This window comes from Thermodesulfobacteriota bacterium (genome assembly GCA_035325995.1).
Classification (GTDB): domain Bacteria; phylum Desulfobacterota_D; class UBA1144; order Nemesobacterales; family UBA2774; genus JADLGH01.
In genome coordinates this window covers 518510-542825 of the sequence record DAOKYU010000001.1, presented here as the reverse complement: position 1 = coordinate 542825, position 24316 = coordinate 518510, and the positions used below count along the sequence as shown (strand labels likewise).

Annotated in this window: 20 protein-coding genes; 10 read left to right on the top strand and 10 right to left on the bottom strand. The window is 58.6% G+C overall.

Annotation, left to right across the window (positions count from 1 at the left end; all coding sequences use genetic code 11):
* Window positions 1-37 precede the first annotated feature (37 nt).
* Genes PKC29_02495 through PKC29_02485 form a run of 3 tightly spaced genes read right to left on the bottom strand, consistent with a single transcriptional unit; the run spans window position 38 to window position 3510 of the window.
* The gene (locus PKC29_02495) at window positions 38-838 is read right to left on the bottom strand and encodes a LuxR C-terminal-related transcriptional regulator (GenBank protein ID HML94280.1); all 801 of its coding nucleotides are present in this window, start codon (window positions 836-838) and stop codon (window positions 38-40) included.
* Window positions 839-842: 4 nt separating this feature from the next.
* Window positions 843-1388, bottom strand: coding sequence for a response regulator (locus tag PKC29_02490; protein ID HML94279.1), 546 nt, complete (start codon window positions 1386-1388; stop codon window positions 843-845).
* Window positions 1389-1410: 22 nt separating this feature from the next.
* Complete coding sequence (locus tag PKC29_02485) at window positions 1411-3510, bottom strand: GAF domain-containing protein (protein HML94278.1); 2100 nt, start codon at window positions 3508-3510, stop codon at window positions 1411-1413.
* 310 nt (window positions 3511-3820) lie between these two features.
* Between PKC29_02485 and PKC29_02480 the strand changes: the two genes are divergently transcribed.
* Window positions 3821-4522 (top strand): response regulator transcription factor, encoded by a 702-nt coding sequence (locus PKC29_02480; GenBank protein HML94277.1) that lies wholly within the window; start codon window positions 3821-3823, stop codon window positions 4520-4522.
* A 154-nt stretch (window positions 4523-4676) separates the two neighbouring features.
* On the opposite strand, the gene lipB is transcribed toward PKC29_02480, so the two are convergent.
* Window positions 4677-5408 carry a lipoyl(octanoyl) transferase LipB gene (gene lipB, locus PKC29_02475; protein ID HML94276.1) on the bottom strand — a complete coding sequence of 244 codons (732 nt, stop codon included), beginning with the start codon at window positions 5406-5408 and terminating at the stop codon, window positions 4677-4679.
* Between the two features lie 77 nt (window positions 5409-5485).
* Window positions 5486-6919, bottom strand: a complete 1434-nt coding sequence (gene lpdA / locus PKC29_02470; protein ID HML94275.1) for a dihydrolipoyl dehydrogenase — start codon at window positions 6917-6919, stop codon at window positions 5486-5488.
* Window positions 6920-7144: 225 nt separating this feature from the next.
* Here lpdA (PKC29_02470) and aceE point away from each other — a divergent pair, with 225 nt between their 5' ends.
* From aceE to PKC29_02450, 4 genes are all read left to right on the top strand, one after another.
* On the top strand, window positions 7145-9823 hold the full coding sequence (gene aceE / locus PKC29_02465; protein HML94274.1) for a pyruvate dehydrogenase (acetyl-transferring), homodimeric type: 2679 nt from the start codon (window positions 7145-7147) through the stop codon (window positions 9821-9823).
* An 86-nt stretch (window positions 9824-9909) separates the two neighbouring features.
* The gene (locus PKC29_02460; protein ID HML94273.1) at window positions 9910-11424 is read left to right on the top strand and encodes a 2-oxo acid dehydrogenase subunit E2; all 1515 of its coding nucleotides are present in this window, start codon (window positions 9910-9912) and stop codon (window positions 11422-11424) included.
* Window positions 11425-11469: 45 nt separating this feature from the next.
* Window positions 11470-12897, top strand: a complete 1428-nt coding sequence (gene lpdA, locus PKC29_02455; protein HML94272.1) for a dihydrolipoyl dehydrogenase — start codon at window positions 11470-11472, stop codon at window positions 12895-12897.
* A gap of 18 nt (window positions 12898-12915) precedes the next feature.
* A complete protein-coding gene (locus PKC29_02450) occupies window positions 12916-14439 on the top strand; it encodes an ATP-binding protein (protein HML94271.1) in 1524 nt (507 codons plus the stop codon).
* Between the two features lie 20 nt (window positions 14440-14459).
* Here the strand turns inward: PKC29_02450 and PKC29_02445 are convergent, their stop codons facing one another.
* On the bottom strand, window positions 14460-15173 hold the full coding sequence (locus PKC29_02445; protein ID HML94270.1) for an SDR family NAD(P)-dependent oxidoreductase: 714 nt from the start codon (window positions 15171-15173) through the stop codon (window positions 14460-14462).
* A gap of 144 nt (window positions 15174-15317) precedes the next feature.
* Here PKC29_02445 and PKC29_02440 point away from each other — a divergent pair, with 144 nt between their 5' ends.
* Both PKC29_02440 and ileS read left to right on the top strand, forming a co-directional pair.
* Window positions 15318-15659 (top strand): hypothetical protein, encoded by a 342-nt coding sequence (locus tag PKC29_02440; protein ID HML94269.1) that lies wholly within the window; start codon window positions 15318-15320, stop codon window positions 15657-15659.
* 152 nt (window positions 15660-15811) lie between these two features.
* Window positions 15812-18658 carry an isoleucine--tRNA ligase gene (gene ileS, locus PKC29_02435; GenBank protein HML94268.1) on the top strand — a complete coding sequence of 949 codons (2847 nt, stop codon included), beginning with the start codon at window positions 15812-15814 and terminating at the stop codon, window positions 18656-18658.
* Window positions 18659-18799: 141 nt separating this feature from the next.
* Here ileS and PKC29_02430 read toward each other — a convergent pair whose 3' ends face one another.
* Together PKC29_02430 and PKC29_02425 are read right to left on the bottom strand one after the other, a co-directional pair.
* Complete coding sequence (locus PKC29_02430; protein HML94267.1) at window positions 18800-19141, bottom strand: histidine triad nucleotide-binding protein; 342 nt, start codon at window positions 19139-19141, stop codon at window positions 18800-18802.
* A gap of 67 nt (window positions 19142-19208) precedes the next feature.
* Window positions 19209-20273, bottom strand: a complete 1065-nt coding sequence (locus PKC29_02425; protein HML94266.1) for an isochorismatase — start codon at window positions 20271-20273, stop codon at window positions 19209-19211.
* 148 nt (window positions 20274-20421) lie between these two features.
* Between PKC29_02425 and PKC29_02420 the strand changes: the two genes are divergently transcribed.
* Genes PKC29_02420 through PKC29_02410 form a run of 3 tightly spaced genes read left to right on the top strand, consistent with a single transcriptional unit; the run spans window position 20422 to window position 23291 of the window.
* Entirely contained in the window at window positions 20422-21174 is a 753-nt protein-coding gene (locus PKC29_02420; protein HML94265.1) for a (Fe-S)-binding protein, read from the top strand.
* Between the two features lie 24 nt (window positions 21175-21198).
* Window positions 21199-22620, top strand: a complete 1422-nt coding sequence (locus PKC29_02415; protein ID HML94264.1) for a LutB/LldF family L-lactate oxidation iron-sulfur protein — start codon at window positions 21199-21201, stop codon at window positions 22618-22620.
* Window positions 22617-23291, top strand: coding sequence for a lactate utilization protein C (locus PKC29_02410; protein ID HML94263.1), 675 nt, complete (start codon window positions 22617-22619; stop codon window positions 23289-23291). Before PKC29_02415 ends, PKC29_02410 begins: the two co-directional genes overlap by 4 nt.
* Window positions 23292-23308: 17 nt before the next feature.
* Here the strand turns inward: PKC29_02410 and PKC29_02405 are convergent, their stop codons facing one another.
* Together PKC29_02405 and PKC29_02400 are read right to left on the bottom strand one after the other, a co-directional pair.
* Window positions 23309-23824, bottom strand: coding sequence for a cytochrome C (locus PKC29_02405; protein HML94262.1), 516 nt, complete (start codon window positions 23822-23824; stop codon window positions 23309-23311).
* A 218-nt stretch (window positions 23825-24042) separates the two neighbouring features.
* The gene (locus PKC29_02400; protein ID HML94261.1) at window positions 24043-24291 is read right to left on the bottom strand and encodes a hypothetical protein; all 249 of its coding nucleotides are present in this window, start codon (window positions 24289-24291) and stop codon (window positions 24043-24045) included.
* Between the last annotated feature and the right edge of the window lie 25 nt (window positions 24292-24316).

Genomic DNA, 24316 nt, shown 5'->3' with positions numbered 1-24316 from the left:
CATATTATCACATCTTAAGATAGATACATTATCCCTTTCACCCCAGCCCCTTCCGCATCGAGTATTTCACGAGGTCCACGAGGTTGTGTATGTCGAGCTTCTTCATGATGTTGGCCCTGTGGGTTTCGACCGTCTTGATGCTTATCGAAAGCTCCCTGGCGATTGCGCTGTTGCTTAGCCCATTCGTTATCAGCCCGAGCACCTTCTTTTCCTTACCGCTAAGCATGCCGAACTTGTCGAGCTCGTTCTCGCCTTCCCTCATCAGCTCTCCCGGCTCGCGGTAAAACGGGCTCGTGTAAACCCTCCCTCTCTCGACTATCGTCGGATGGGTCCTGAATATCGCCAGGAGCTCCTTCGAGCTTATGCGCTCGACGTTGTGCTGCGTCAGCATTATGACGGGCTTCTCCAGGCTGAGCTTGTTAAGGGACGCCTTTATCCACATACGCTCGGACTGCGTCAGCGAGAAGAAAGGGTCCGTGTTGAGCATCATCAGCACACGGATCGGCCTCCCGCCTTTCTTCGCGGCTTTGTCGAGGCTCTTTTCGATTTGCGAGATAAAGGCGTCGGGCCTTCGCGGCTCCTTGAGGAAATTCGCCAGTACGATCTCCTCGAACGCCTTGCTCTTGCCTCCGTGCCTTACGCCGTGCCCTTCGAGCCTTTTAAGCAGATCGGGAGGGGCCGGCCTGTCGGAGATGTAAATACACTCCTTGCCTGCCCTTATGCCGTGAAGGAAGTAATTCGCCGCGATCTCGAAACATTCCGAGTCGTTCTCGTAGATGTGGCAGACGTGGTCGTGTTCCACGAATGAATTCAGATGCAGGAATATGGAATTTTCCATCTCTCTAGAGTTCTTCTATCGTGTCCTTTATTATCATCGCCGCGTGCCTTATGGCCTCTATCCTCCGGAGCGTTTCGCTGTCGTGCTTCTCGGCGCCTTCTTCGAGGAAGACCTCGGCGCTCCCTATTATGGCGGCGAGGGCGTTTTCCGTCTCCGCGACGAGCTTTCTTTCAATCCTGTGCTTGTGAATCGCTATCTCGATAGAGGTGAAGAAGTCGGTCTCCTGAAAGGGCTTAAGTATATATCCGTATGGCTTTGCGGTCTTCGCCCTGTGGAGCGTCTTCTCGTTCGAAAACGCCGTGAGGAAGATTATCGGGATGCTGTAGCTTTTGCGAATCCTCTCCGCTGCCTCTATCCCGTCAATTTCACCTTCCAGCATTATGTCCATCAGCACGATGTCGGGCCGGGGAGATTCACCGGACAGCCTTATCGCCTCATCGCCCGAAGACACTATGCCCACCACCCCGTACCCGAGGCTGAGAAGCGTGTCTTCTATGTGTCTCGCGACTATTATCTCGTCCTCGACGATCAGAACCTTTATATCTTCCATTTTATCCTTCCACGATTTTAATTCAGGAGCGGAACTCGAGCCTGAATTCCGTCACTTCTCCGCTGGACATGCCGATCGAGCCCTTGAGCTGCTTTGCGAGCGATGTGACGAGCTCGAGGCCGAGAGTCGCGCTGTCGTTGATGTCCACGTCTTCCGGGAACCTTTCGCCGTCGTTCGCCACGGTGAGAACGTATCTCTCGCCGTCCTTGCCGAAGCCGATTTTTATATTCCCCTTCGTCCGCCCGGCGAATCCGTGCTTTATCGCGTTGGAGACGAGCTCGTTCACTATGAGCCCGCAGGGAATCGCCGTGTTGATGTTGAGATAGACCAGGCCGGCGTCGATCTCCACGTTAATATCGCTGTTCCTGACGCCGTACGAGCGGAGAAGGTGGTTCGTCATGTTGCGAATGTGCGAGCCGAAATCTATCCTCGATAAATCCTTCGAGCGGTAGAGCTGCTCGTGGAGCGTCGCTATGGACTGTATGCGGTTATTGCTTTCGAGAAAGGACAAACGCGCATTTTTGTCCTTTATCTTCCGCGACTGCAGGTTCAGAAGGCTCGATATTATCTGGAGGTTATTCTTGACGCGGTAGTGGATTTCTTTCAGCAGCACGTCCTTTTCGGCGAGCGACTGCTTGAGCTCGTTTTCGACGCACCTTCGCTCGAGTATCTCCTTTATGAGGAGCGTGTTCGATTTCTGGAGCTCGGACGTTCTCTCCCTGACGCGCTCTTCGAGGTCGTCTTTCGTTTTCCTCAGCGCTTCCTCGGACTTACGGAGCGCCTCCGTTTTGCGGGCGTTGTTTATAGCCGTTTCGAGCTGCTTCGCCACTATTTCGAGGAGCTTCAGATGGTCCTTCGTGAACGCTCCCTTTTTGAACGAATGGATGTGAATGCATCCCACAGTATCGTCTTCGAGCTTGAGCGGCATCGAGACGTAGCTCGCCGCGCCGAAGTCCCTAGCCGCCTGCCCGAGACTCGGGTCCTCCTCGGCGTCGGGTATGAACTTGGCCCGGCCTTCGATTATCGTCTCCCAGGTTGTGCCGCGGGGATAGGGGATCCTCTCGATCTTCTCGAGGAATTTAATCTCGTGGCCGCGCTGGGCCTTGAGCACGGCGTAGGATCCGTTCCCGAAACCGGGCTGCTTCCCGCTCTCGACGAGATATACGAGCACGTGCTCGGCCTCGCGAACCTCCTTGTGTAGGCTCTCGACGGCGTTTTCGAAAACCTCACCCAGCCTGAGCGACTGGTGAAGGCTCATCGTGACCGTGTTTATGACCCTCTCGTAGCGATTCTTTCGCCTGAGCTTGGCTATGTTGTCCCTTAGCTCCTCTTTCGACTTCCTGAGCTCTTCGGCCTGCCGGGCGTTGTTTATGGCGGATTCTATCTGCCCGGCGACCTTTTCGAGGAGGTGAAGCTCCTCCTTCCCGAAGGCGTGTTTCCGCGCGGAGTTTACGTTGATGCTCCCTATCGCCTTCCCCGCGTGGCATATGGGCATGCAGACGTAGGACTTCGTCCCGATCTCGCGCCCCTTGGGCCCTATGAGCGCATCCTCGTCGACGTCGGGGCAGTGGATCGGTTTCGAGTCGATTATCGTCCTCCACGTAAAGCCCCCGGGATAGGGGATCACGCCGAGCAGCTTCATTATCTTCTTCGGGAATCCCCTGAAGGATTTCAGTACGGCATCGTCCCCCTCGACCATGTATATACAAACGTTCTCGGCGGACTCGATGTGCTTGTTCATTTCCTCGACGGCTATGTTTATGACCTCGCCCGGGTCGAGCGAGCGGTGAACGCTCTGTGTGATGATGCGTATGATCTTTTCATAACGGCTCATCTTTTCGTAGTGGAGGAGGCTCTTATAGATAAGCTCCGTGTGCTCGGCGGAAAGCACTTCGCCCCCGGACATCCCCCCAATGGATACAGGTGCTTCGGTACCGTCGTTTACGAGGTTTTCGATCTCCGAGCAGAGCAGCCCGAGCTTTTCGCTGTAGCCCCTGTGCCGGGAAAGATTTTCTTCGAGCTGGCGCACCTTCTTACGGAGGGCCTCTATTTCGTTTTCAGCCCCATCCGATGGGGCCAGTGTCCGGGGCTCTACGTTATTTTCTCGCTTTATTCGGTTCACTCGCCTGACGCCTTCTCGCCGGCCACTGGCGTTTTACGCCGGCAATATACGGCCTGGGATAGTTTATAATAATATATCTGTCCGCTTCCTTCCAGTGTTTCGGTAGTGATGTAATTATTTAAGACAGCCAAAAGCATTTCTGTATGTCCCTTTGAATAATAGATATTCGATTGTGAACCTACAGTATTGCCCTAAATGAAATACAGTAATCACCCGATTGCGTCAGCCCGGGTATTTTGTTATAAATAAGGGTGTCCATAATTCCAGCATTCACTTATTATCTAACAAACGCAATAAAACCCGGTGATGAATGAGCATCCATTCGAGGAGAAACGGCCCGGTATTCGGGCCCGGCGAGGGCGGCGGCGAGCCGGTGAGCGTCCTCGTCGTAAGCCTGCACCCGCTTATGATAAAAGGCATAACCGGAATGCTTGCGAACGCGCCGTCCGTGAAGGTTGCAGGTCAGTCGATGGGCAGGGTCGAGATGATGCTCAAGATATACGAAACCGACCCGGACGTAGTCATCATAAACGACGACGACAAGGACATAGATTCCCCGGAGACGCTCGAATCCATACGCTCCGCCATCTCGGAATTCCCCAGCGTAAACGTCCTCACGATTATAAAGGCTCACGATTTCGACAAGGAGCTGACGATGCTGAAGATCGGTGTAAAGGGCGTTCTTCTCGAGAACTTCGAGCAGGAGACGCTGGTCGATGCCATAGGCTGCGCTGCCTCGGGCGGGCTCTGGCACAGGAGGAAGATCATGGAGAAGTTCATCAGCGATCAGCTCTTCTTCTACAAATCACGGGGGGCGGACAGGGAAGAGTTTTCGATACCGTCCTTTACAAGGCGCGAGCTCGAAATAATGCAGCTCGCGGGGAGGGGGAAGAAGAACCGCGAGATCGCAAGCGAGCTCTACATAAGCGAAAAGACCGTAAAGCACCACCTGTCGAAGATATTCAAGAAGCTCAACATAAACAAGCGGGCGCACCTGAAGAACTTTTTGTGATAAGCCGCGCCGTATAGTGGGTTTGGGCGGAGGAGCGAGTGGAGGGGGCTTCATTCGTCCGCGGAGCTCCCCGGAACGGGAGAGTCCGGCAAATATCTCGAGGGAGCGACCGATGCCGCCCCGGCAGCAGAGCCCCGTAGACACCGGCACCCGCTTAGCTTTCGAGCCGCTTTTCTATGTCGAGCATCAGCTCGAAATCTGCGCTGTCTTCGGCGTTGCTTCCAAAAAGAGTTACGGTTTTAAGGTGCTTTTTGTTAAATACCTGAGAAAAGGCTTTAATTATATTTTCCTCGACGCCTACCATATCGACCTCGTCCTGCCTCGCCTGCCACCTCTGTATGGACGTCATCCTGACGTCCTGTATGCCGCACGGGACTATGAGGTCGAAACATGAAAGGTCCGTATTAACATTGAGTGCGAAACCATGGTAAGTAATCCATTTTTTTACTCCCACCCCTATGGAAGCGATCTTGTGCCACTTCGCCCAGACGCCCGTTACACCCTCGATGCTCCTTGCAGGTATCGCGTAGGGCCTCAGGGCGAGGATTATCGCGTCCTCGAGCCTCCGGAGGTATTTGTGGACGTCCTTGTCCGCTGAAAGGTCGAATATAGGGTAGCCGACGAGCTGACCCGGGCCGTGGAAAGTGACGTCCCCCCCGCGGCTTATGACCTCGAAGTGGATGCCCCTTTCGGCCAGGAGCTTTTCCGAAACGAGCAGGTTGGCCATGTTGCCCCTGCGTCCGGTCGTGAGAGTAGGGGGGTGTTCGAGAAGTAAAAGCGTGTCGCCGATTTCCCCGTTTTTCCTCTTTTCGAGAAGGCTGAGCTGAATGTCGAGCGCCTTCCTGTAAGGAACCATGCCAAGCTTATAGACCTTGAATGTGTTCATTATTTTATTATATCCGGAATCAGGAGAATGTATAGAAAAATTGGCAAATTCAGATCACACCCGGCCCTGGAGATTCGTCAGATATTCCTGGCCCGTCCCATGGCAGCCAGCGCCGCCTCCATGACCGCCTCTGAAAGCGTGGGGTGGGCGTGCGACGTTATCGCTATTTCGAGCGGCGTCGTTTCGAGCGTCCTTCCGACCGCAATTTCAGCTATTAGCTCCGTTGCGCCGTGGCCTATGATGTGGGCGCCGAGTATCTCGCCTGTCGCCTTGTCGGCGATGATTTTCACGAATCCATCCGTCTCGCCCGTGCCGACGGCCTTACCCGCCGCCTTGAACGGGAACTTGCCGACGCTGTAGTTATAGCCGAGGTCCTTCACCTGCTTTTCGGTCATGCCGAGCATGGACACCTCGGGCTGACAGTAAACGCACCCGGGGATGTTGTCGTAATGGACCTTGCTCGTGAGCCCGGCCATCATCTCCACAGCCGCGACGCCCTCTTCAGAGGCCTTGTGGGCGAGAAGAGGAGGGCCCGCGACGTCCCCAATCGCGTAGACGCCCGAGCAGGTCGTCATGTAGGAATCGTCGGTCTTTACGAACCCGCGCTCGTCGAGCTCGATGCGCAAATCGCTTAGGCCTATGTCGGCCGATTTCTTGTAGTAGCTGAGAGACGTCGGCGCGTCGTTCGCTATCGGGCGCCTGCCGACGGCCACCAGAACCATCGCGGCGGAAACTGTGACCTCGCTCTTGTCGGAGAGCTTTTCAAGAACGACGTCCACCGTCTTTTTCTTCTTTTTCACTTCTTTGAATTTCGTCGCCGTAAGAACGTCCATGCCGGCCTTCTTGAAGCTCTTTTCGAGCTCTCTCGATACGTCTTCGTCGGCGCCGGGAATGAGGTGGTCGAGCATCTCGACTATCGTGACCTTGCTCCCGAACGAGTTGTAGACGTATGCGAACTCGGCGCCGATATATCCGCCGCCTATGACGACGACCGACGGCGGCACTTCCCTGTAGAATATCGCCTCGTCGCTCGTCATGACGAGCTTGCCGTCGACCTCGAGGCCCGGAAGGGTTACCGGAACCGAGCCCGTGGCTATCAGAATCTTGTCCGACTCGACTTCGATCTGGCCCTTCTCCTGTGTGACGCCGACCTTGTTCTTCGCGATCAGCTTCCCCGTCCCGCTGATTAGCGTGATCTTGTTTTTCTTTAAGAGGAATTCGACGCCTTTGGTGAGCGTATCCGAAGCGCCCCGGCTCTTGTCGATAACTTTCGAAAAATCATACTTGAGCCCGGTGTGCTCTATGCCGAATTGATCCGAGTGCTTGAAGTACTGATACACCTCGGCGCATTTGAGTATGGACTTCGAGGGTATGCATCCCCAGTTGAGGCAGACGCCCCCCGGCCTGTCCCTTTCGATTACCGCTACCTTCATTCCCAGCTGTGCGGCCCTGATGGCGGCGACGTACCCGCCGGGGCCGGTTCCGATGACTGTCAGATCGAATTTTTCCATAGTGGAAGTAGTATATATTTTATTGTTATAGCGTCAATCGGTTTTGCCCTAAAATAATCGATTTTAACGCCCCGTGAACCGAATTCGGAGGCCCATTCCGCAGATACCCGTCCACCGGCCGCCGAAAGCTCCGCGCCGGTAAAACCGGTTGACTTGAAGACGGGGGGTGCTTTAATATTTAGTGTACTCAAGACGCCAAAATACGCTCGATCAGAGGTCCCGCCGATGCCCGAAAAATCCGACGACAGAAAAAAGGAGCTCGAGAAGATAGAGAACAGGGAATGGCTCGAATCCCTCGATTACGTCCTCGAAACGGCGGGCGAAGAGCGGGCGGCCACGCTCATAAAGATCCTCCAGATACACGCGCAGAAAAAGGGCGTCAGGCTCCCGTTCACCGCCAACACACCCTACATAAACACGTTCCCCCTCTCGAAGCAGCCCCAGTATCCCGGCAGGCAGGATATCGAATGGAACATACGGAGCCTCATCCGGTGGAACGCGATGGCAATGGTCGTCCGCGCCAACAGGCTCGAAGAGGGCATAGGCGGCCACATATCGACCTACGCCTCGGCGGCCGCGCTCTACGAAGTCGCGTTCAACCACTTCCTTAGAGGCCCCGACGGAAGGAGCGAGGGCGATATGGTCTACTTCCAGGGCCACGCCTCGCCCGGCATATACGCGAGGGCGTTTCTCGAAGGGCGGCTCTCCATCGAGGACCTCCAGAACTTCAGGCGCGAGCTCTCGCCCAACGGGGGCCTTTCGTCCTACCCGCACCCGTGGCTCATGCCGCGCTTCTGGCAGTTCCCGACGGTGTCGATGGGCCTCAGCCCCATAATGGCGATATACCAGGCGCGGTTCAACCGCTACCTCGAAGACAGGGGCCTTAAGGAGCCCTCCGACACGCGCGTATGGGTGTTTCTGGGGGACGGCGAATGCGACGAGCCCGAGACCCTCGGCGCCATAACGCTCGCTTCGAGGGAGAAGCTCGACAACCTCATATTCGTAATCAACAGCAACCTCCAGCGGCTGGACGGTCCCGTAAGGGGCAACAGCAAGATAATCCAGGAGCTGGAGGCCATATTCCGGGGCGCCGGGTGGAACGTCATAAAAGTCATCTGGGGCAGCAACTGGGACCCTCTCCTGGCCAAAGACAAGGACGGGCTCCTCGTAAAACGCATGGGCGAGGCTGTCGACGGGGATTACCAGAAATACAGCGTCGCCGACGGCGAATACATACGCAGGCACTTCTTCGGGAAATATCCCGAGCTACTCGAGATGGTTAAAGACCTCTCCGACGAGCAGCTTCAAAAGCTCCGCCGCGGCGGGCACGACCCCGAGAAGATATACCCCGCTTACAAGGCAGCGGTGGAGAACGAAGGCTCGCCGACCGTCATACTCGCGAAAACGATAAAGGGATACGGGCTCGGCGAGGCAGGGGAGGGGAGGAACGTCACCCACCAGCAGAAGAAGCTGAACGAAGACGAGCTCCGTGAATTCAGGCGGCGGTTCAACATCCCCATATCGGACGAGGACGTCGCCAAGGCGCCCTTCTACAGGCCGCCCGACGACAGCCCCGAGATAAAATATCTCCTCGAAAGACGCCGCGAGCTCGGCGGGTTCCTCCCGCAGAGGAAAGTACTCGCGGGCCCGATGGAGCTCCCGTCGCCCGCGCTGTTCGAGGAGTTCCACAAGGGCTCGGGCGGAAGGGCGGCCGCGACGACCATGGCTATAGTGAGGCTCCTCGCCAAGCTCCTTAAGGATAAGAATATCGGAAAGTACATGGTCCCCATAGTCCCGGACGAAGCCCGCACGTTCGGCATGGAATCCCTCTTCAGGCAGGTCGGTATATACTCGCACGTGGGCCAGCTCTACGACCCGGTAGACGCCGAAACGCTCCTCTTTTATAAAGAAGCCAGGGACGGCCAGATACTCGAAGAGGGCATCACCGAGGCGGGCGCGATGTCGTCCTTCATCGCCGCGGGGACGTCGTACGCCAACCACGGCATCAACATGATCCCGTTCTTCATCTTCTACTCGATGTTCGGGTTCCAGCGCATCGGCGACCTCATCTGGGCGGCGGGCGATTCGCGCGCGAAGGGATTCCTCGTCGGCGGCACGGCGGGGCGGACGACGCTCGCGGGCGAGGGGCTCCAGCACCAGGACGGGCACAGCCACCTTCTCGCGTATCCGCTGCCGAACCTGAAAGCATACGACCCGGCGTTCGCCTACGAGATAGCCGTCATCGTCGAGGAAGGCATAAGGCGCATGTTCGGCGAGCAGGAAGACCTGATGTACTACATAACCGTCATGAACGAAACCTACGAGCAGCCCCCGATGCCCGAGGGCGCGCGCGAGGGGATACTGAAGGGCATGTACAGGTTCAGGGCCGCGGCGAACAAGAACGGCGATCTCAGGGCGCAGCTCCTCGGGAGCGGGACGATACTCAACGAAGTGCTTACGGCGCAGAAGGTGCTCGAAGAGAAGTACGGCGTCGCCGCCGACGTGTGGAGCGTCACGAGCTATAAGGAGCTCCACAGGGACGGCTACGAGTGCGACCGCTGGAACATGCTCCATCCGTCGGAGATAAAGCGGACGCCGTACGCGGCCGCATGCCTCGGGGACGCCCCGGGCGTCATAGTGGCGGCGTCCGACTACGTGACGGCCCTCCCGGATTCGATATCCCAGTGGCTGCCGCGCCCGCTCGTCTCGCTCGGGACGGACGGCTTCGGGAGGAGCGCGGGCCGGAAGGCGCTCAGGGACTTCTTCGAGGTGGACTGGAGATATATAACCCTCGCGGTCCTGGCGTCCCTTACGTGGGAAAAGAAAATCGGCTCGGGCGTCGTCGAGAATGCGATAAGAGACATGGGCGTCAATCCCGGAAAGGCGAGCCCGCTCGTTTCCTGAGACGGCGCTAATCAAAAAGCTCCTTACGCGGGGCCGCGCCGTGTGTTAGAACAGTTATAAAGACCGGTAAAAAGAGGCGACTCCAAATGGCTATAGAATTCAAACTCCCGGACCTCGGCGAGGACATAGAGACAGGCGACGTTACGACCGTATACGTTTCGGCCGGAGACAAGGTGTCGAAGGACCAGGCGTTAATGGAGCTCGAGACGGACAAGGCCGCGCTCGAAATACCGTCCCCCGCGGACGGCGTGATAAAAGAGGTTCACGTGAAGTCGGGCGAGACGATAAAGGTAGGCCAGCTCCTGGTGACGATAGACGACGGGGCGGGCGGAGGCGAAGCGGAGAAGAAGGAAGCGCCGAAAGAGAAAAAGGCCGTGCCGGAAAAAGCCGAAGCCAAGGAAGAAGGAGAAGAAGGAAAGGAAGAACCTGCGAAGGAAGAAAAGGCGGAAGAGGAGCCCGCACCGGAAGAAGGGAAAAAAGAGGAAGCGCCCGAAAAGCCGGAAGGGAAGGCCGAAGAGCCGGAGGAAGGCGGGAAGAAAGAAGCCGGGGCAAAGGAGCCCCCGTCAGAGAAGGAAGCTCCGCCAAAAGAAGAGAAGAAGCCGGAGGCCAAAGCCGGGCCGAAAGCCGAAGAGAAGGAAACGGAAAAGGAAACGCGGCCCGCACCCGAAAGCACGGGGCCCAGCGGAATAATCCCGGCCTCACCGACAGTAAGAAGACTCGCCCGGGAAATGGGCGTAGACATAGCGAAGATAAAAGGCACCGGCCCCGGGGGGCGCATCACCGAAGAAGACCTCGAGCGCGGCGAAGAGAAGAAGCCCGCAGCGGAAGTAAAGCTCCGCGCACCGGAGGCAGCCGAGGAAAAGCCCGCCGCCGGTGAAGCGGAATCCGGGTCCGACAAGTGGGGCCCCGTAGAGAGCGTCCCCATGTCGAAGGTGAGAAGGCTCACCGCCGAAAGGCTCACCGATGCGTGGAAGGCCCCTCACGTTACGCAGCACGACAAGGCGGACATAACGGAGATGGAAAAGCTCCGGAAGCAGTACGGAAAGGAAGTCGCCGAGGCGGGCGGCAAGCTGACCATGACGTCTATAATCCTCAAGATCGCAGCCTCGGCCTTAAAGGCCTTCCCTCAGTTCAACGCCTCCGTCGATATGGAAAATAACCGGATCGTATACAAGAAGTATTATAATATAGGGGTCGCCGTCGATACCGACAGGGGGCTTCTGGTCCCGGTCATAAGGGACGCCGACAGGAAGAACATAGAGGAGCTATCGGTAGACCTCAGCGTTCTCTCCGAGAAAGCGAGGACGAAGAAGATCACCGCCGCCGAGCTTCAGGGGGGGACGTTCACGGTAAGCAACCTCGGCGGAATCGGGGGCACTTACTTCACCCCCGTCCTCAACGCGCCCGAGGTCGCGATACTAGGCGTCTCCCGTGCGGTTACCGAGGCCGTGTACATCGACGGGCAGTTCCAGCCGAGGCTAATGCTCCCCCTCTCCCTGTCGTACGACCACAGGCTCATCGACGGCGCCGACGCCGCGAGATTCGCAAGGTGGATTGCCGAAGCGCTCGAAGAGCCGTTCAGGCTCTCTCTCGAAGGATAGCGCTTCACACAGACGCACAACGCGAATCCGGCAGGGAATAATCGAGTGACGAATGAAAACGAAAAAGCGGAGGTCGTCGTTATCGGGGCGGGCCCGGGCGGCTACCCGGCCGCATTCCTCGCGGCGGACCTAGGGCTCGACGTTACGCTCATAGACCCCGAGGAGTTCCCGGGCGGGGTGTGTCTCTACAGGGGCTGCATTCCGTCCAAGGCGCTTCTCCACGCGGCCAGGGTCATAACCGAAGCCGCGCAGGCGGCCGACTGGGGCATCTCGTACCCGAAACCCGAAATCGACGCCGGAAAGCTCCGCGCGTGGAAAGACGGCGTCGTGGGGAAATTCGTGAGCGGCCTCGGCCAGCTCTCGAAAATGCGCAAGGTGAAGTACATACGCGGCCGGGCGGCGTTCACCGGCCCGCGAACGCTCGAAATAATAAAGACCAACGGCGACACGCAGAAGCTCTCCTTCGAATATGCCGTAATCGCGACCGGCTCGCGGCCGGCGGGGATACCGGGGATAAACGTGACGTCGCACCACATACTGGATTCCACCTCGGCTCTCGACCTGCCGTCCGTGCCGAAGTCGATGCTGATCGTCGGCGGGGGATATATAGGGCTCGAGCTCGGGACTGTGTACGCCGCACTCGGGACGGAGATCACCGTGGCCGAAATGTCTTCGGGCCTGATGCCGGGGGCGGACAGGGACCTCGTACGCATACTCCAGAAAAGGATAGAGGGTATATACAAGGCAGTGATGCTCGAAACCAGGGTCACGAGCCTTAAGCAAATAGAAAACGGCATACTGGCCACGGTCGAGAATAAAGGGGACAAGCCGGTCGAGACGGCGTTCGACAAGGTTCTGGTCTCCGTAGGCAGGAAGCCCAACAGCGAGGGCATAGGTCTCGAGAACACGTCCGTCGAAAGGGACGCGAAGGGATTCATAAAGGTCGACGAGCACCGCCGCACGAAGGAGCCCCGCATCTTCGCCATAGGCGACGTCGCCGGCGAGCCGATGCTCGCACACAAGGCGACCCACGAGGGGAGGGTGGTGGCCGAGGTGCTCGCCGGAAAGAAATCGGCCTTCGAGCCCAACGCCATTCCGGCCGTCGTCTTCACGGACCCCGAGATCGCCTGGTGCGGGCTCACGGAAACCGAGGCCCGCGAAAAGAAGATTCCGTTCACGATCGCGAGATTCCCCTGGGCCGCGTCGGGGAGGGCCTCGACGCTCGACCGCCCGGACGGCGTGACGAAGCTCGTTTTAGAGCCCGACACGGGACGCGTCCTCGGCGTCGGGATCGCGGGGGTAGGAGCGGGAGAGCTCATCTCCGAGGGCGTCCTCGCCGTCGAGATGGGGGCCCTCGCCGAGGATATAGCGCTGTCGATACATCCGCACCCCACGCTGTCCGAAACCTTCATGGAGGCCGCCGAGTCCTTCGTCGGATCGAGCACCCACTTCTACAAAACCAAAAAATCCTGATCCGGAAAGAGAGAATTTATGAGCGAAAACGACACCGCCGAAGTAATACACGAGCCCGAAAGAGAAATCGCACATATACGCATAACGCCCGAGAAGAGCCACATCAAGGCGCTGATAGACATGGTGACGGGCATCGCCGTTTCAAACGGCATGCGGACGCCCACTGCCGAGAGACTGGACAAGGTACTGGCCGATATAATCGAAAACATAGTCGCCCACGGCTTCGAGGGCGACATCAGGAAGCCCGTCGAGGTAATCATATACAGGCGGCTCCACTCGCTCGTGATAGCGGTTGAAGACAAGGGCCTTCCGTTCGATTACGACAAGCTCGAAAAGGGCGAAGAGAAGAGGTTCAGGGCCCACATGTCGCGGCACTATGCGGACGAGGTGAAATTCAGGAGCCTCGGCAAGGGCGGCAACAGGACCGAGATCGTGAAGAACCTCCCGTCCATGGACATAAGAGAGGTCATGGACATCGCGGAGCACCACGAGCACGTCAAACTCCCCGAAGCCCCCGGCGACGAAAATATAGGCGTCGCCATGCTCGACCCGGGCGGTATTCACGAGCTCGTGAGGCTCGTGTTCAAGTGTTACGGCTACACGTACGCGAACGACTTCATGTATGTGCCGGAGCAGATCGAGTCCCTTCTAAAGAGCGGCCTCATGCTGTCGTCGGGGGCGTACAACAGCAGGAACGAGCTCATAGGGCACGTCGGATTCATATTCAGCGCGCCGGGCGCGAAGGTGGCCGAATCCGGAGAGGCCGTCGTCGATCCGCGGTACAGGGGGCGCGGCCTTTTCCAGATGATGAAGAATTACCTGAAGGACTTCGTCACGCAGCAGAACGTGATCGGTATATACGGCGAGGCCGTCACCGTCCACCCCTACAGCCAGAAGGGGAGCATAGAGCTCGGCGGCCGCGAGACGGGATTCTTGCTCGGCTACAGCCCCGGGACGGTAAAGTTCGAGAGCATATCCGAGGACGAGAGGCCAAGGCGGCAGTCCGTCGCGTTCATGTTCACGCCGCTCCTTTCGAGCGGGCCCGAAACGATATACGTCCCCGAGGCGTACGAGCAAATCATTTCCGAAATATACGAGCGGCTCGGCTATGCGAGGAACATAGTCGCCGAGAACGGCCGCACAGGCGTCAAGGGCAGGCACCCCGGCGCGGCGTCCGTCTCGATACGGCACGACCACAACCAGGCGCGAATCGTCATCGAGAAAATCGGCCGGAAAACGATAGACGAAATACGGTTTCATCTCAAGCACCTGACACTCGAAAGGTTCGACTGCATATACGCCGACCTCCCCGTAAAACAGAAAGGCGCCGGATACGTCGGCTCGGTTCTCCGGGACATGGGATTTTTCTTCGGATGCGTGATACCCGAATACGGCGACGGCGACGTCTTCAGGCTCCAGTACCTTAACAACGTAAAGATATCACGGGACGACATAAAAACGGCGTCCGACTTCGGACGGAAGCTACTGGATACGATACTGGACGATATGGAAAGGGCCGGTTCGGGCTTCCCCCTGAAATAAATACGGTAAACCGGGGCCTGCTACGACTTCCCGAACACGGGCACGAACGCACCGCTCACGGAGCGGGCTTCCTCCGAGGAGAGAAACGCCACCACCCTGGCCACGTCGGGCGGCGGCACCCATTTCGAATAATCCCCGTCGGGCATAGAGGCCCTGTTCCCGGGGGTGTCCATGGTTCCCGGTATGACGGCGTTCACGGTTATGTCGTGCTCGCGGAGCTCCTCGGCCATCGACTGCGTGAGGTTCAGCACGCCCGCCTTGGACGCGCCGTACGCACTCATGCGCGCCGAGCCCTTGAGCGCGGGCCGGGAGCCGACGTTCACTATCCTGCCCCAGCCGTTCATTATCATGACGGGAACGACGGCCCTTGAGCAGAGGAAGGCGGACTTGAGGTTCATGCCCATCATGGCGTCCCAGTCGTCCTCGCCCGTGGCCCCTATCGGCCCCATCGTGAATCCGCCGACGACGTTCACCAGTATGTCGATGCGGGAGAACATCTCCTCCGTTTTGGACACGAGCTTGGCGACGTGGGGCTGCCGAATGACGTCGGCCTTGCCGAAGACTACCCTGTCTCCGAAAGACTGCCGGAGCAAGAGCGAGCCGTTAAGCTCCTCGTCCTTGAGGTAGGTGCACATGACGTTCGCGCCGCGCGTGAGCAGCTCGAACGTAACGGCCCTTCCGAGCGCGCCCGTGCCGCCCGTGACTATAGCCGTCCTGCCCGCTAGCTGATTCATCCGGCCTCCGTGAATACAGGTGTAATTATTAGACCCGTCCGCGGGCAAAATCAATACCGTTTCGTCACTCTTGACTTCACGCCGCGTCTGGCCATACAATAAATCTGACCCGGGATGCCGGGAATAAACCGTGCGAGATACCGTATGGAATTATTCATCTCCATGAAAGCCGAGAACCTTAACAAGGGCATCTACTTCAAGGAGAGTAATATCATGCAGATGCCCACGGCGCAGTCGGCCGGGTTCTTCATAGCCGAGTATAGAGAGGGCGACCCTAAAAAGCTCCTTCTCCTCCGCAGGTATTCCGGCATGCTGAAGTCGAGGCTCACAGGCGACCAGGAGCATTTCCTCGAAGAAACCCCGATAGGCTTTAAGCTCTACAAGAAGGTAGACGAGAGCAGGGAGTACATGGAGGCGTGGGAAGACTGGGTCGTATTTTCACGCCGGCTCCTCCGGGAGCTTAAGGAGCTGGTCGAGAAAGACTAGCCCCCGATCCTTGCATTTCGCCCTATCTGAGCTACAATTTTCCTTCATCTCGAACGACGAAGCAGTTCTCTATCTCACCCAAGCCATTGAATATTATCGGAAGATTATCGGAATAGACGAGGCTTTCGGGGCTTAAGGAGCTAAAGCGCCAAATGTCAGAGGCCAAGAAGATAAATTACAAGGATACGCTTAACCTTCCGCGCACGGACTTCCCCATGAAGGCTAATCTCGCGCAGAAGGAGCCTGAATTCCAGAAGCGCTGGAAGAAGATCGATCTCTACGGCAGGATCAGGGAAAGATCGAAGGGCAGGGAGAAGTTCGTCTTCCACGACGGGCCGCCCTACGCCAACGGCCCGATTCACCTGGGGCATCTTCTGAACAAGGTGCTGAAAGACATCGTCGTACGTTCGCGCACGATGCTCGGGTTCGACGTCGATTTCGTCCCCGGCTGGGACTGCCACGGCCTCCCGATCGAGCACAAGGTGTTAAAGGAGCTCGGCGAGGAGGCAAAGGACCTTTCACGCCTCAAGATAAGATACAAGTGCCAGTCGTACGCCGAAAAATACGTAAAGCTCCAGTCGGGGCAGATGCAGAGCCTCGGCACGACGGGGGACTACGAAAACCCCTACCTCACAATGATCCCGGCCTACGAAGCGGGCGTCCTCGAAGTCTTCGCCGAGCTCCTGAAGCACGGCCTCATATACAGGGACCTGAAGCCTGTCCACTGGTCCATAGAGAACAGGACGGCGCTCGCCGACGCCGAGCTCGAATACTACGAAAGGGTGGATAAGAGCGTCTACGTTTTATTCGAGGTGGAGAATACGGACATGCTTCCCGACGGGTTAAACGTTCCGGCGGGCGGAAAGCCGTCGCTCCTTATATGGACGACGACCCCGTGGACGCTCCCCGCGAACCTTGCCGTAGCCATATCGCCCGACGGCGACTACGGGCTTTATAAAGCTACCAAAAACGGGAGCGAAACCTTGGTCATACTGGTCGATAACCTCGCCGAGACGGTTTTCAGGAAGGCCGGCGTCGAGGATTACACGAAGCTCGGAGGCGTGAAGGGCAGGGACATAGCGGCCGCGGGCGTAATGTATACGCACCCCTTCGCGGGACGGACGAGCAGGGTGGTAACTGCCGACTACGTCCTCTTCGACGAGGGCACGGGGCTCGTCCACACCGCCCCCGGCCACGGCGTCGAGGACTACCAGACAGGGCTCAGGGAAGGGCTCGACATATACTGCCCCGTCCTCGGCGACGGCACGTTCGACGACACCGTGCCCGAATGGCTCCGCGGCATGGACGTATGGACGGCGAACGGCGTAATCGCCGAGCGTCTCACCGAATCCGGGCACCTCTTCCACGAGGAGGAATATCCCCACAGCTATCCCCACGACTGGCGGAGCAAATCGCCGACGATATTCCGCGCGACCGAGCAGTGGTTCATCGCCGTCGACAAGAAGGTGGACGAATTCGGAGGCTCGCTCAGGGACCTCGCCTTAAAGTACTGCGAGTCGGGGATAGACTTCTATCCCGAGTGGGGACGGAACAGGCTCCGGGGAATGCTCGAATCAAGGCCCGACTGGTGCATAAGCCGCCAGCGCGCGTGGGGGCTCCCGATACCGGCGTTCGTGAACGATAAGGGCGAGTGCCTTCTAACCCCCGCATCCGTAAAGGTCATAATCGAGAAAATAAGACAGAAGGGCTCTAACGCCTGGTTCCAGGGTACGGACGAGGAGATACTCGAAGGATACGATCCGCTCTCGGACCCGGACGCCCCGGAATGGGCCGGGGAAGAGGGCGCGCTCGGGAAGCTCACGCGCGGCATGGACATATTCGACGTCTGGTTCGAGTCGGGCTCGTCCTGGCACTCCGTCCTCGAGCAGAGGGGCATAGGCTTCCCGGCCGACCTCTACCTCGAAGGGTCCGACCAGCACAGGGGATGGTTCCAGCTCTCCTTACTACCCGCCCTTGGCGCGCGCGGGAGGCCGCCCTTCAAGGCGCTCCTCACGCACGGCTTCATGGTCGATGCGCAGGGCAGGAAGATGAGCAAGTCCGGCGGCAACGCCCTCGAGGTCGAAGAGCTCCTTAAGCAGCACGGGGCCGACATATGCAGGTGGTGGGTGAGCTCGCTCAAGTATACGAACGACATAAAAGTTGACTGGGAATTTTTCCGCGTCGCCGGGGACGAGTACAGGAAGGTCAGGAACACGATAAGGTTCCTCCTCGGCAACATAAGCGACTTCGACCCCGAGACCGATGCGGTCGAGTTCGGCGAGGAGGACAGGCATTCCCTCGACGCGTGGGCCATGGCGGAGCTCGCGAAGTTCATACGCGAGACTGTAGAGGCCTACACCGGGTTCCAGTACAAGCTCGCCAACGAAATAATATTCAAATTCTGCTACGATACCCTGAGCGCCGTCTACCTCGCGGCGACGAAGGACAGGCTCTACTGCGAGAAGTCAGGCAGCCGGAAGAGAAGGAGGTCGCAGACGGCGATGTACCGCATAACCGACGCCCTCGTGCGGCTCCTCGCCCCGATACTGGTCCATACGGCGGACGAGGCGTATCTTTCGCTGAAAGGGCTTCCGGCCGACTCCAAAGAGAGCGTTCATCTCGCCGGGCTTCCAGAAGCCGTGGACGTCCCGGCGGACCCGGCGTGGCGAGAAGCCCTCGACCTCAGGGCCAGGGTGCTTAAGGCGCTGGAAGACGCCAAGGAAGCCCAGGGCATATCCAACCCTCTCGACGCCGGCGTTACGGTTACGGTTGACGAAAAGCTCTACAAGAAATTAAAGCCGTTCGAGCCCGAGCTTCCGGACCTCGCGGGCGTGAGCAGGTTCAAGATACTCGAAGGGAAAGAGATCGCTATAAAGATATCGGACCTTTCGGGCGAGCCGCGCTGCGAGCGCTCCTGGAAGCGCGACGGCACCGTCAAAGAGCGCCCGGACGGCGGCTTCCTCTCCGACAGGGACGCCGAAGCGCTGGGCATGGATTAACCTCGCTGCGGACACAATAACCAGAACCCCACAGCTCTACGGTATATCTCCGTATGCGTGATCCTGCGCCGCCGGATCACATGGAGAACCCCGCACACTACGAGCTGCTAAATAGGCTGAATTTGAATAAATGGTGCGGCGTTATCCCGGGGGCCATTCCATCCGGCGGCCGCCGAGCAGGTGAAGGTGAAGGTGGCTCACTTCCTGCCCGCCTTCCTTGTTCGTGTTGACTACTATCCGGTATCCCGAATCCGAAATGCCCTGCTCCTTGGCGATCCGGGCGGCCGTGACGAGGAGGTGCCCGAGAAGCGGGGCGTCCTCATCCGTGACTTCGGCGAGGGATTTGATCTCTTTCTTCGGGACGATCAGTATGTGCTGCGGGGCCTTGGGGTCGATGTCGCGGAACGATATGCAGAGGTCGTCCTCGTAGACTATGACGGCCGGGATTTCCCTGTTTATTATCTTCGTAAAAATCGAGCTCATCTTACGCTCCCTTGATCGGTTTCTGGTCTCGCAGGTATCCAAGCATAACACGACGAACTGCAGGGGGCTAGAATTTCATGCCCGGCCAGTCCTCTATGGGCCCCGTCGAGCGGACGACGTGCATACCCGCGGCCGCGAATTCCCCGAACGCCCTGTCGGCCTCGTCGGTATAGTCTATAACGCCCGGGACGACTACCGGCGACGTGCAGTCCTCGAGGAGATATATCTTCCGGACGAGGCTTGCGTCCCCCTCGTGCGCCCGCTTCAGAAGATCCGCGATGGTCCACGCGACGCAGTGGCTCTTCGCCTGCCCGGCGATCACGACGGCGTCGAAGTCGAGGAGCTTCCTGTAAATCGCCGCCGAGGCCACCGGCTTCTGAAAGAGAGACTCCTGTCTCTGCCTGAGCGGCTCACCGTCGGGCCCCGTCGTAACCTCGGGCGCGAGGACGGAATAGTGCTCCGTCAGCGGGTGGTCTCCCTTCACGTGTATGTCGGGCTGGCTGTGCCGCGCCATCGAATGGAAGAAGACTGCCTCCTCGACGGACGAGGCGAGCGCGTGTCCGATGCCGCCCAGCATCGCGTGATAGGGCCATACGGTAAGCTCGTACTTCCCCGACTTCCTTAGCTCCTTTACGTAATGGAGGAGATGCCTTTCGATGTAGTCGTCGGGGTAGGCGAGGTTACGGCTCAGCAACCTGTTGAACTTCCACTTCCCGCTTTCTATGTCCTCGACCGAAATGCTCGTGTAGGGAGCGGGATGCCCGCCCTCGTCGTTCACGAAAAATACGGCGTGGAATATCTGCATGGCCTGATGGGTGTCCATGGTCGGGGCGATCTCGGTGATTACGCCGAGGTTCCTGTATATGAACTCGCATAGCCTCCTGTTGTCGTCCACGGCCCCCGTGCCCGATCGCCCTCCTACGAAGAGCTCGAACCCCGGGATGCAGAACGTATTCTGTGCGTCCACTATCACGAGCGCGACGCGGTGCTCGTCCCCCGAGGCCGGGCCGAGCCCGTGCACGTCGGCCCATTCCCTTGCCGACCTAGCTATTTCCCCGTACTCGACCCGCCATACCTCGCCCGCCCTTTCGGGCCTGAAGTGAGAGGGCGGCGGCAACTCTCTTTTATGCATTGAAAATCTCCGTTTCCGTTAATCCGGTCTCCCCGCTTTCCCGACTATAAATCTAACAGACGCGGCCGTGTTCGCCCAATCCCCGGTTTGAAAAAATTTCGACGATAGACGATAATGAAATAGTCCGCATCCGGCGGACGCGAGCGTGATGAGAGCTAATCTTTTTATCACCTGCCTCGTGGATACGTTCTTCCCGCAGGTGGGCGAGAGCATGGTCAGGGTCCTCGAAAGGCTCGGTGTAGACGTACGTTTCCCCGGGGAGCAGACGTGCTGCGGCCAGCCCGCCTTCAACAGCGGTTACAGGGCCGACGCGCGGGCAGTCGCGGAGAGGTTCGTTTCGGTCTTCGGCGAGGCGTTGTCGCATGGCGAAGACGAGGAATCGTACGTCGTATGCCCCTCGGGGTCGTGCACGACCATGGTTAAAGTATTTTATAAGGAACTATTCCACAACGAGCCTAAAATGCTCGACAAACTTCGCCTGATTACGGACAGGACGTACGAATTCTCTGAATTCCTGGTAAATATCCTCGGGAGGACGGACGTGGGTGCGAGGTACGACGGCGTCGTCACGTATCACGACTCGTGCCACCTCCTCCGCGAGCTCGGCGTGAAGGACGCCCCGCGCGAGCTCATAGCGTCCGTCGAGGGGCTCGAGTTCCGGGAGATGCCGCTTCACGACTCGTGCTGCGGCTTCGGCGGGACGTTCTCCATAAAATTCCCGAAGGTGTCGGTGTCGATGCTCGACGAGAAGCTTGACTCCATAACCGGGACAGGGGCCGACACGGTCGTATCGTCCGACATGGGGTGCCTCATGAACATAGGCGGGGCGATAAGCAGGCGGGGGCTCCCCGTGAAGGTGATGCACCTCGCGGAGCTCCTGGCAAACACCGGAAAAGGGTAGGTATTTAAAATCAGCCACGATAGAGTGAACTTCGAGAGGGACTCGGCGCGGGCCGTCGGTGACAAGAATCTCCAGAGCGCGCTCGTTAAGGTCACCGACCGCTTCAGGGCCGCGAGGAAACGCGCCAGCGACGAGACGCCCGGGTGGGACGCCCTCAGGGGCCGCGCCCGCGAGATAAAAAAGCACACTATAGCCCACCTCGACGAATATCTCCTCGAGCTCGAAAAGAATGTCCGGAAGGCGGGCGGACACGTCCACTGGGCGAGGGACGCCGAAGAAGCCCGGAATATCATAATCGACATCGCACGCCGGAATGGCGTAAAATCCGTCGTCAAGAGCAAGTCCATGGCGACCGAGGAGATAGAGCTCAACCGGGGCCTCGAAGCGGCGGGCATAAGGGCCGTCGAGACGGACCTCGGCGAGTACATCATACAGCTCGCAGGCGAGCACCCGTCGCACATAATCGCCCCCGCGATACACAAGACCCGCCACGACATATCCGAGCTCTTCGCCGAGAAGCTCGGCGTGCCCTATTTGAGCGAGCCCGAGGAGCTTACGAAAGTCGCGCGCGAAAGGCTCCGCGGCGAATTCCTCGGCGCGGGCATGGGCGTCTCGGGGGCCAACTTCGGCGTCGCCGAGACGGGCACCATAGTCATCGTCGAAAACGAGGGCAATGCGCGCCTTACGACGACAGTCCCCCCGATACACGTCGCCCTCATGGGCATCGAAAAGCTCCTTCCCCGGTTCGGCGACCTCTCGCTCTTCCTGCCGCTCCTCGTCAGGAGCGCGACCGGGCAGAAGACGTCTACCTACATATCGCTCATCACCGGCCCCCGGCGAAGGGACGACAGGGACGGGCCGGAAGAGTTTCACCTCGTACTACTCGATAACGGGCGGGCCGGAATACTCGCCGATCCCGAGACGCGGGAATCGCTTTACTGCATAAGATGCGGCGCATGCCTCAACAACTGCCCCGTCTACAGGAAGGTGGGCGGGCATTCCTACGGATGGGTGTATTCCGGCCCCATCGGCGCGATAATAAACCCACAGCTCATGGGGATAGACAGGGCCCCCGAGCTCCCCTTCGCATCGTCCCTCTGCGGGGCGTGCAGGGACGTCTGCCCGGTGAACATCGATTTCCCGAAGGTTCTGCTCGAGCTGAGGAGCAAGGTCGTCGCCATGAAAGAGAAGACCGGCGGGACGGGCGCAATCATGGAGGCGCTGTCGTTCAGGTTCTGGCGCACGGTCGTCACGCACAGAAAGATATACGAGCTGGCGCTCCGGCTTTCCCGTTACGCACAGCTCCCCTGGAAGAGGGGAGGGGTGCTCCGGTCGCTCCCGTATCCTTTTTCGAGGTGGACGGACGAGAGGGATTTCCCGGCCGTGAGTGAAACGACGTTCAGGGAGAGGTGGAAGGAAATGAGCCGTAAGGGGGGCCCACGATGACGGCCGATTCGCGCGAAGAGATACTCCACAGGATAAGGAAGGGCCTCGGGAAAGGGGAGGGCGGCGAGAGTAAAGATGCGTATCCCCCGGAACCGGCGAATTCACCTGCAGACGACGGGCTGTCCAAAGACAGCCTTGCCGACACTTTCGCCGAGTCCCTATCCGGAATCAACACGTCCGTTTACAGGGCGAACCGGGACGGAGTTCTCGAATTCGTAACCGGCTTCATCAAAGAAAGGGGCGTGAAGTCCTTCTCGATATGGGAGACGGCATACCTGGAGTCGCTCGGCATTGCCCGTTCCCTCGAAGGCGGCGGGCTCGACATCGCCCCGGCCGAAGACAAGGCCGGAATCGCCGGTACGGGCATCGGGATCACCGAGGCCGATTATGCCATCGCCGATACCGGATCGCTCGTCCTCCTTTCGTCGCCCGAAAGGCCGAGGGGCGTCTCACTCATCCCGCCGGTACATCTCGCCATAGTCAGGAAAGAAAATATACTGAGCGACATCGGGGAATTATTCGGCCTGCTCGATGAAATTTACGAATCCCCCGAAGCCGTACCCGCCTGCACTACGTTCATCACGGGGCCCAGCAGGACGGCGGACATAGAGCTCAATCTCACCCTGGGCGTCCACGGCCCGAAAGAGCTCCACGTCCTGATAGTTTCCTGATCCGGTACCGAACACCCTTAAGGATGTCCCGGGAAATCGACGTAGGGGCCTTCGGGGTCCTGATCCGGCGGAAGGTACCTGGGCATGGGCTCGCCGGCAGGCCCCAGGGCCTTCACGAAATAGTATATGTCGGCAAGGTCCGATTCCTTCATTTCCCTGAGAACGTACCATGGCATGGGCGGAAGCCACTTCGTATTGTGCGCCAGGTGAACCCACTCCTCTTCGGTCATCGAAGCGACGAGCAGCCTCAGGTTAGAGGCGTACGTCGTGCCCCACGGGCCGCGCCATCCGAGAGGGCTCCCGGTGAGCCATTTTTCAACCGGCATATCCCCGGCGGCTTCCGTGTATCCCGCCGTGTGGCAGTCGTTGCACCCGGCTATTTTGACTATGTACTCGCCGTTGGCGTACCTATCCTGCTCCGTCTTTTCAGTGCTTACGGGCACTTTCTCGTGTGTGCAGGAAACAAAAAAAGCCGCTCCCGAAATGGCCGCGGCCGCGATCAGCAAACTCGAAAAAATCGACCTCACTTTCATGCACCCTCCCTACCTTCTTTTATGCATTTACGTCGCCGTGCGGCAGCCCGAACCGCCGGCCCGAACCTGCCGGATGACAAAAGGCCCCCTACACCTCGCCTGCGGAAAACATAACATTGAGAAAATAAGAAATAAAGGCGATGCAAAAAAACCTGATCGCAGTCCGGGAATCGAGTGAAAGCACTATAAATACGGCTTCGGAAGTCGCCGCCGGGGGCTCAATTATTCCGGCCGCCGCCGGGATATCCGACCTCGTAAATAAAATAGCTCCTCATGTCCTCCGGCATTTCTATCTTCTTCACCAGGAAGGAGTTCCTCCGGAATTTTCTGGGCCGGCCGGAGGAGACGATGAGCGTTCCTTCATCGAGACACGCCGGGTCGTCCATGTCCCGAACGATCTCCATGCTCCAGCCGAGCGCATAGTAATCGACAAGCTGAAGCTCGTTCCCGAAATGGAGGTTTCCCATGCAGGCGCGCTTATGCCCGTCTTCC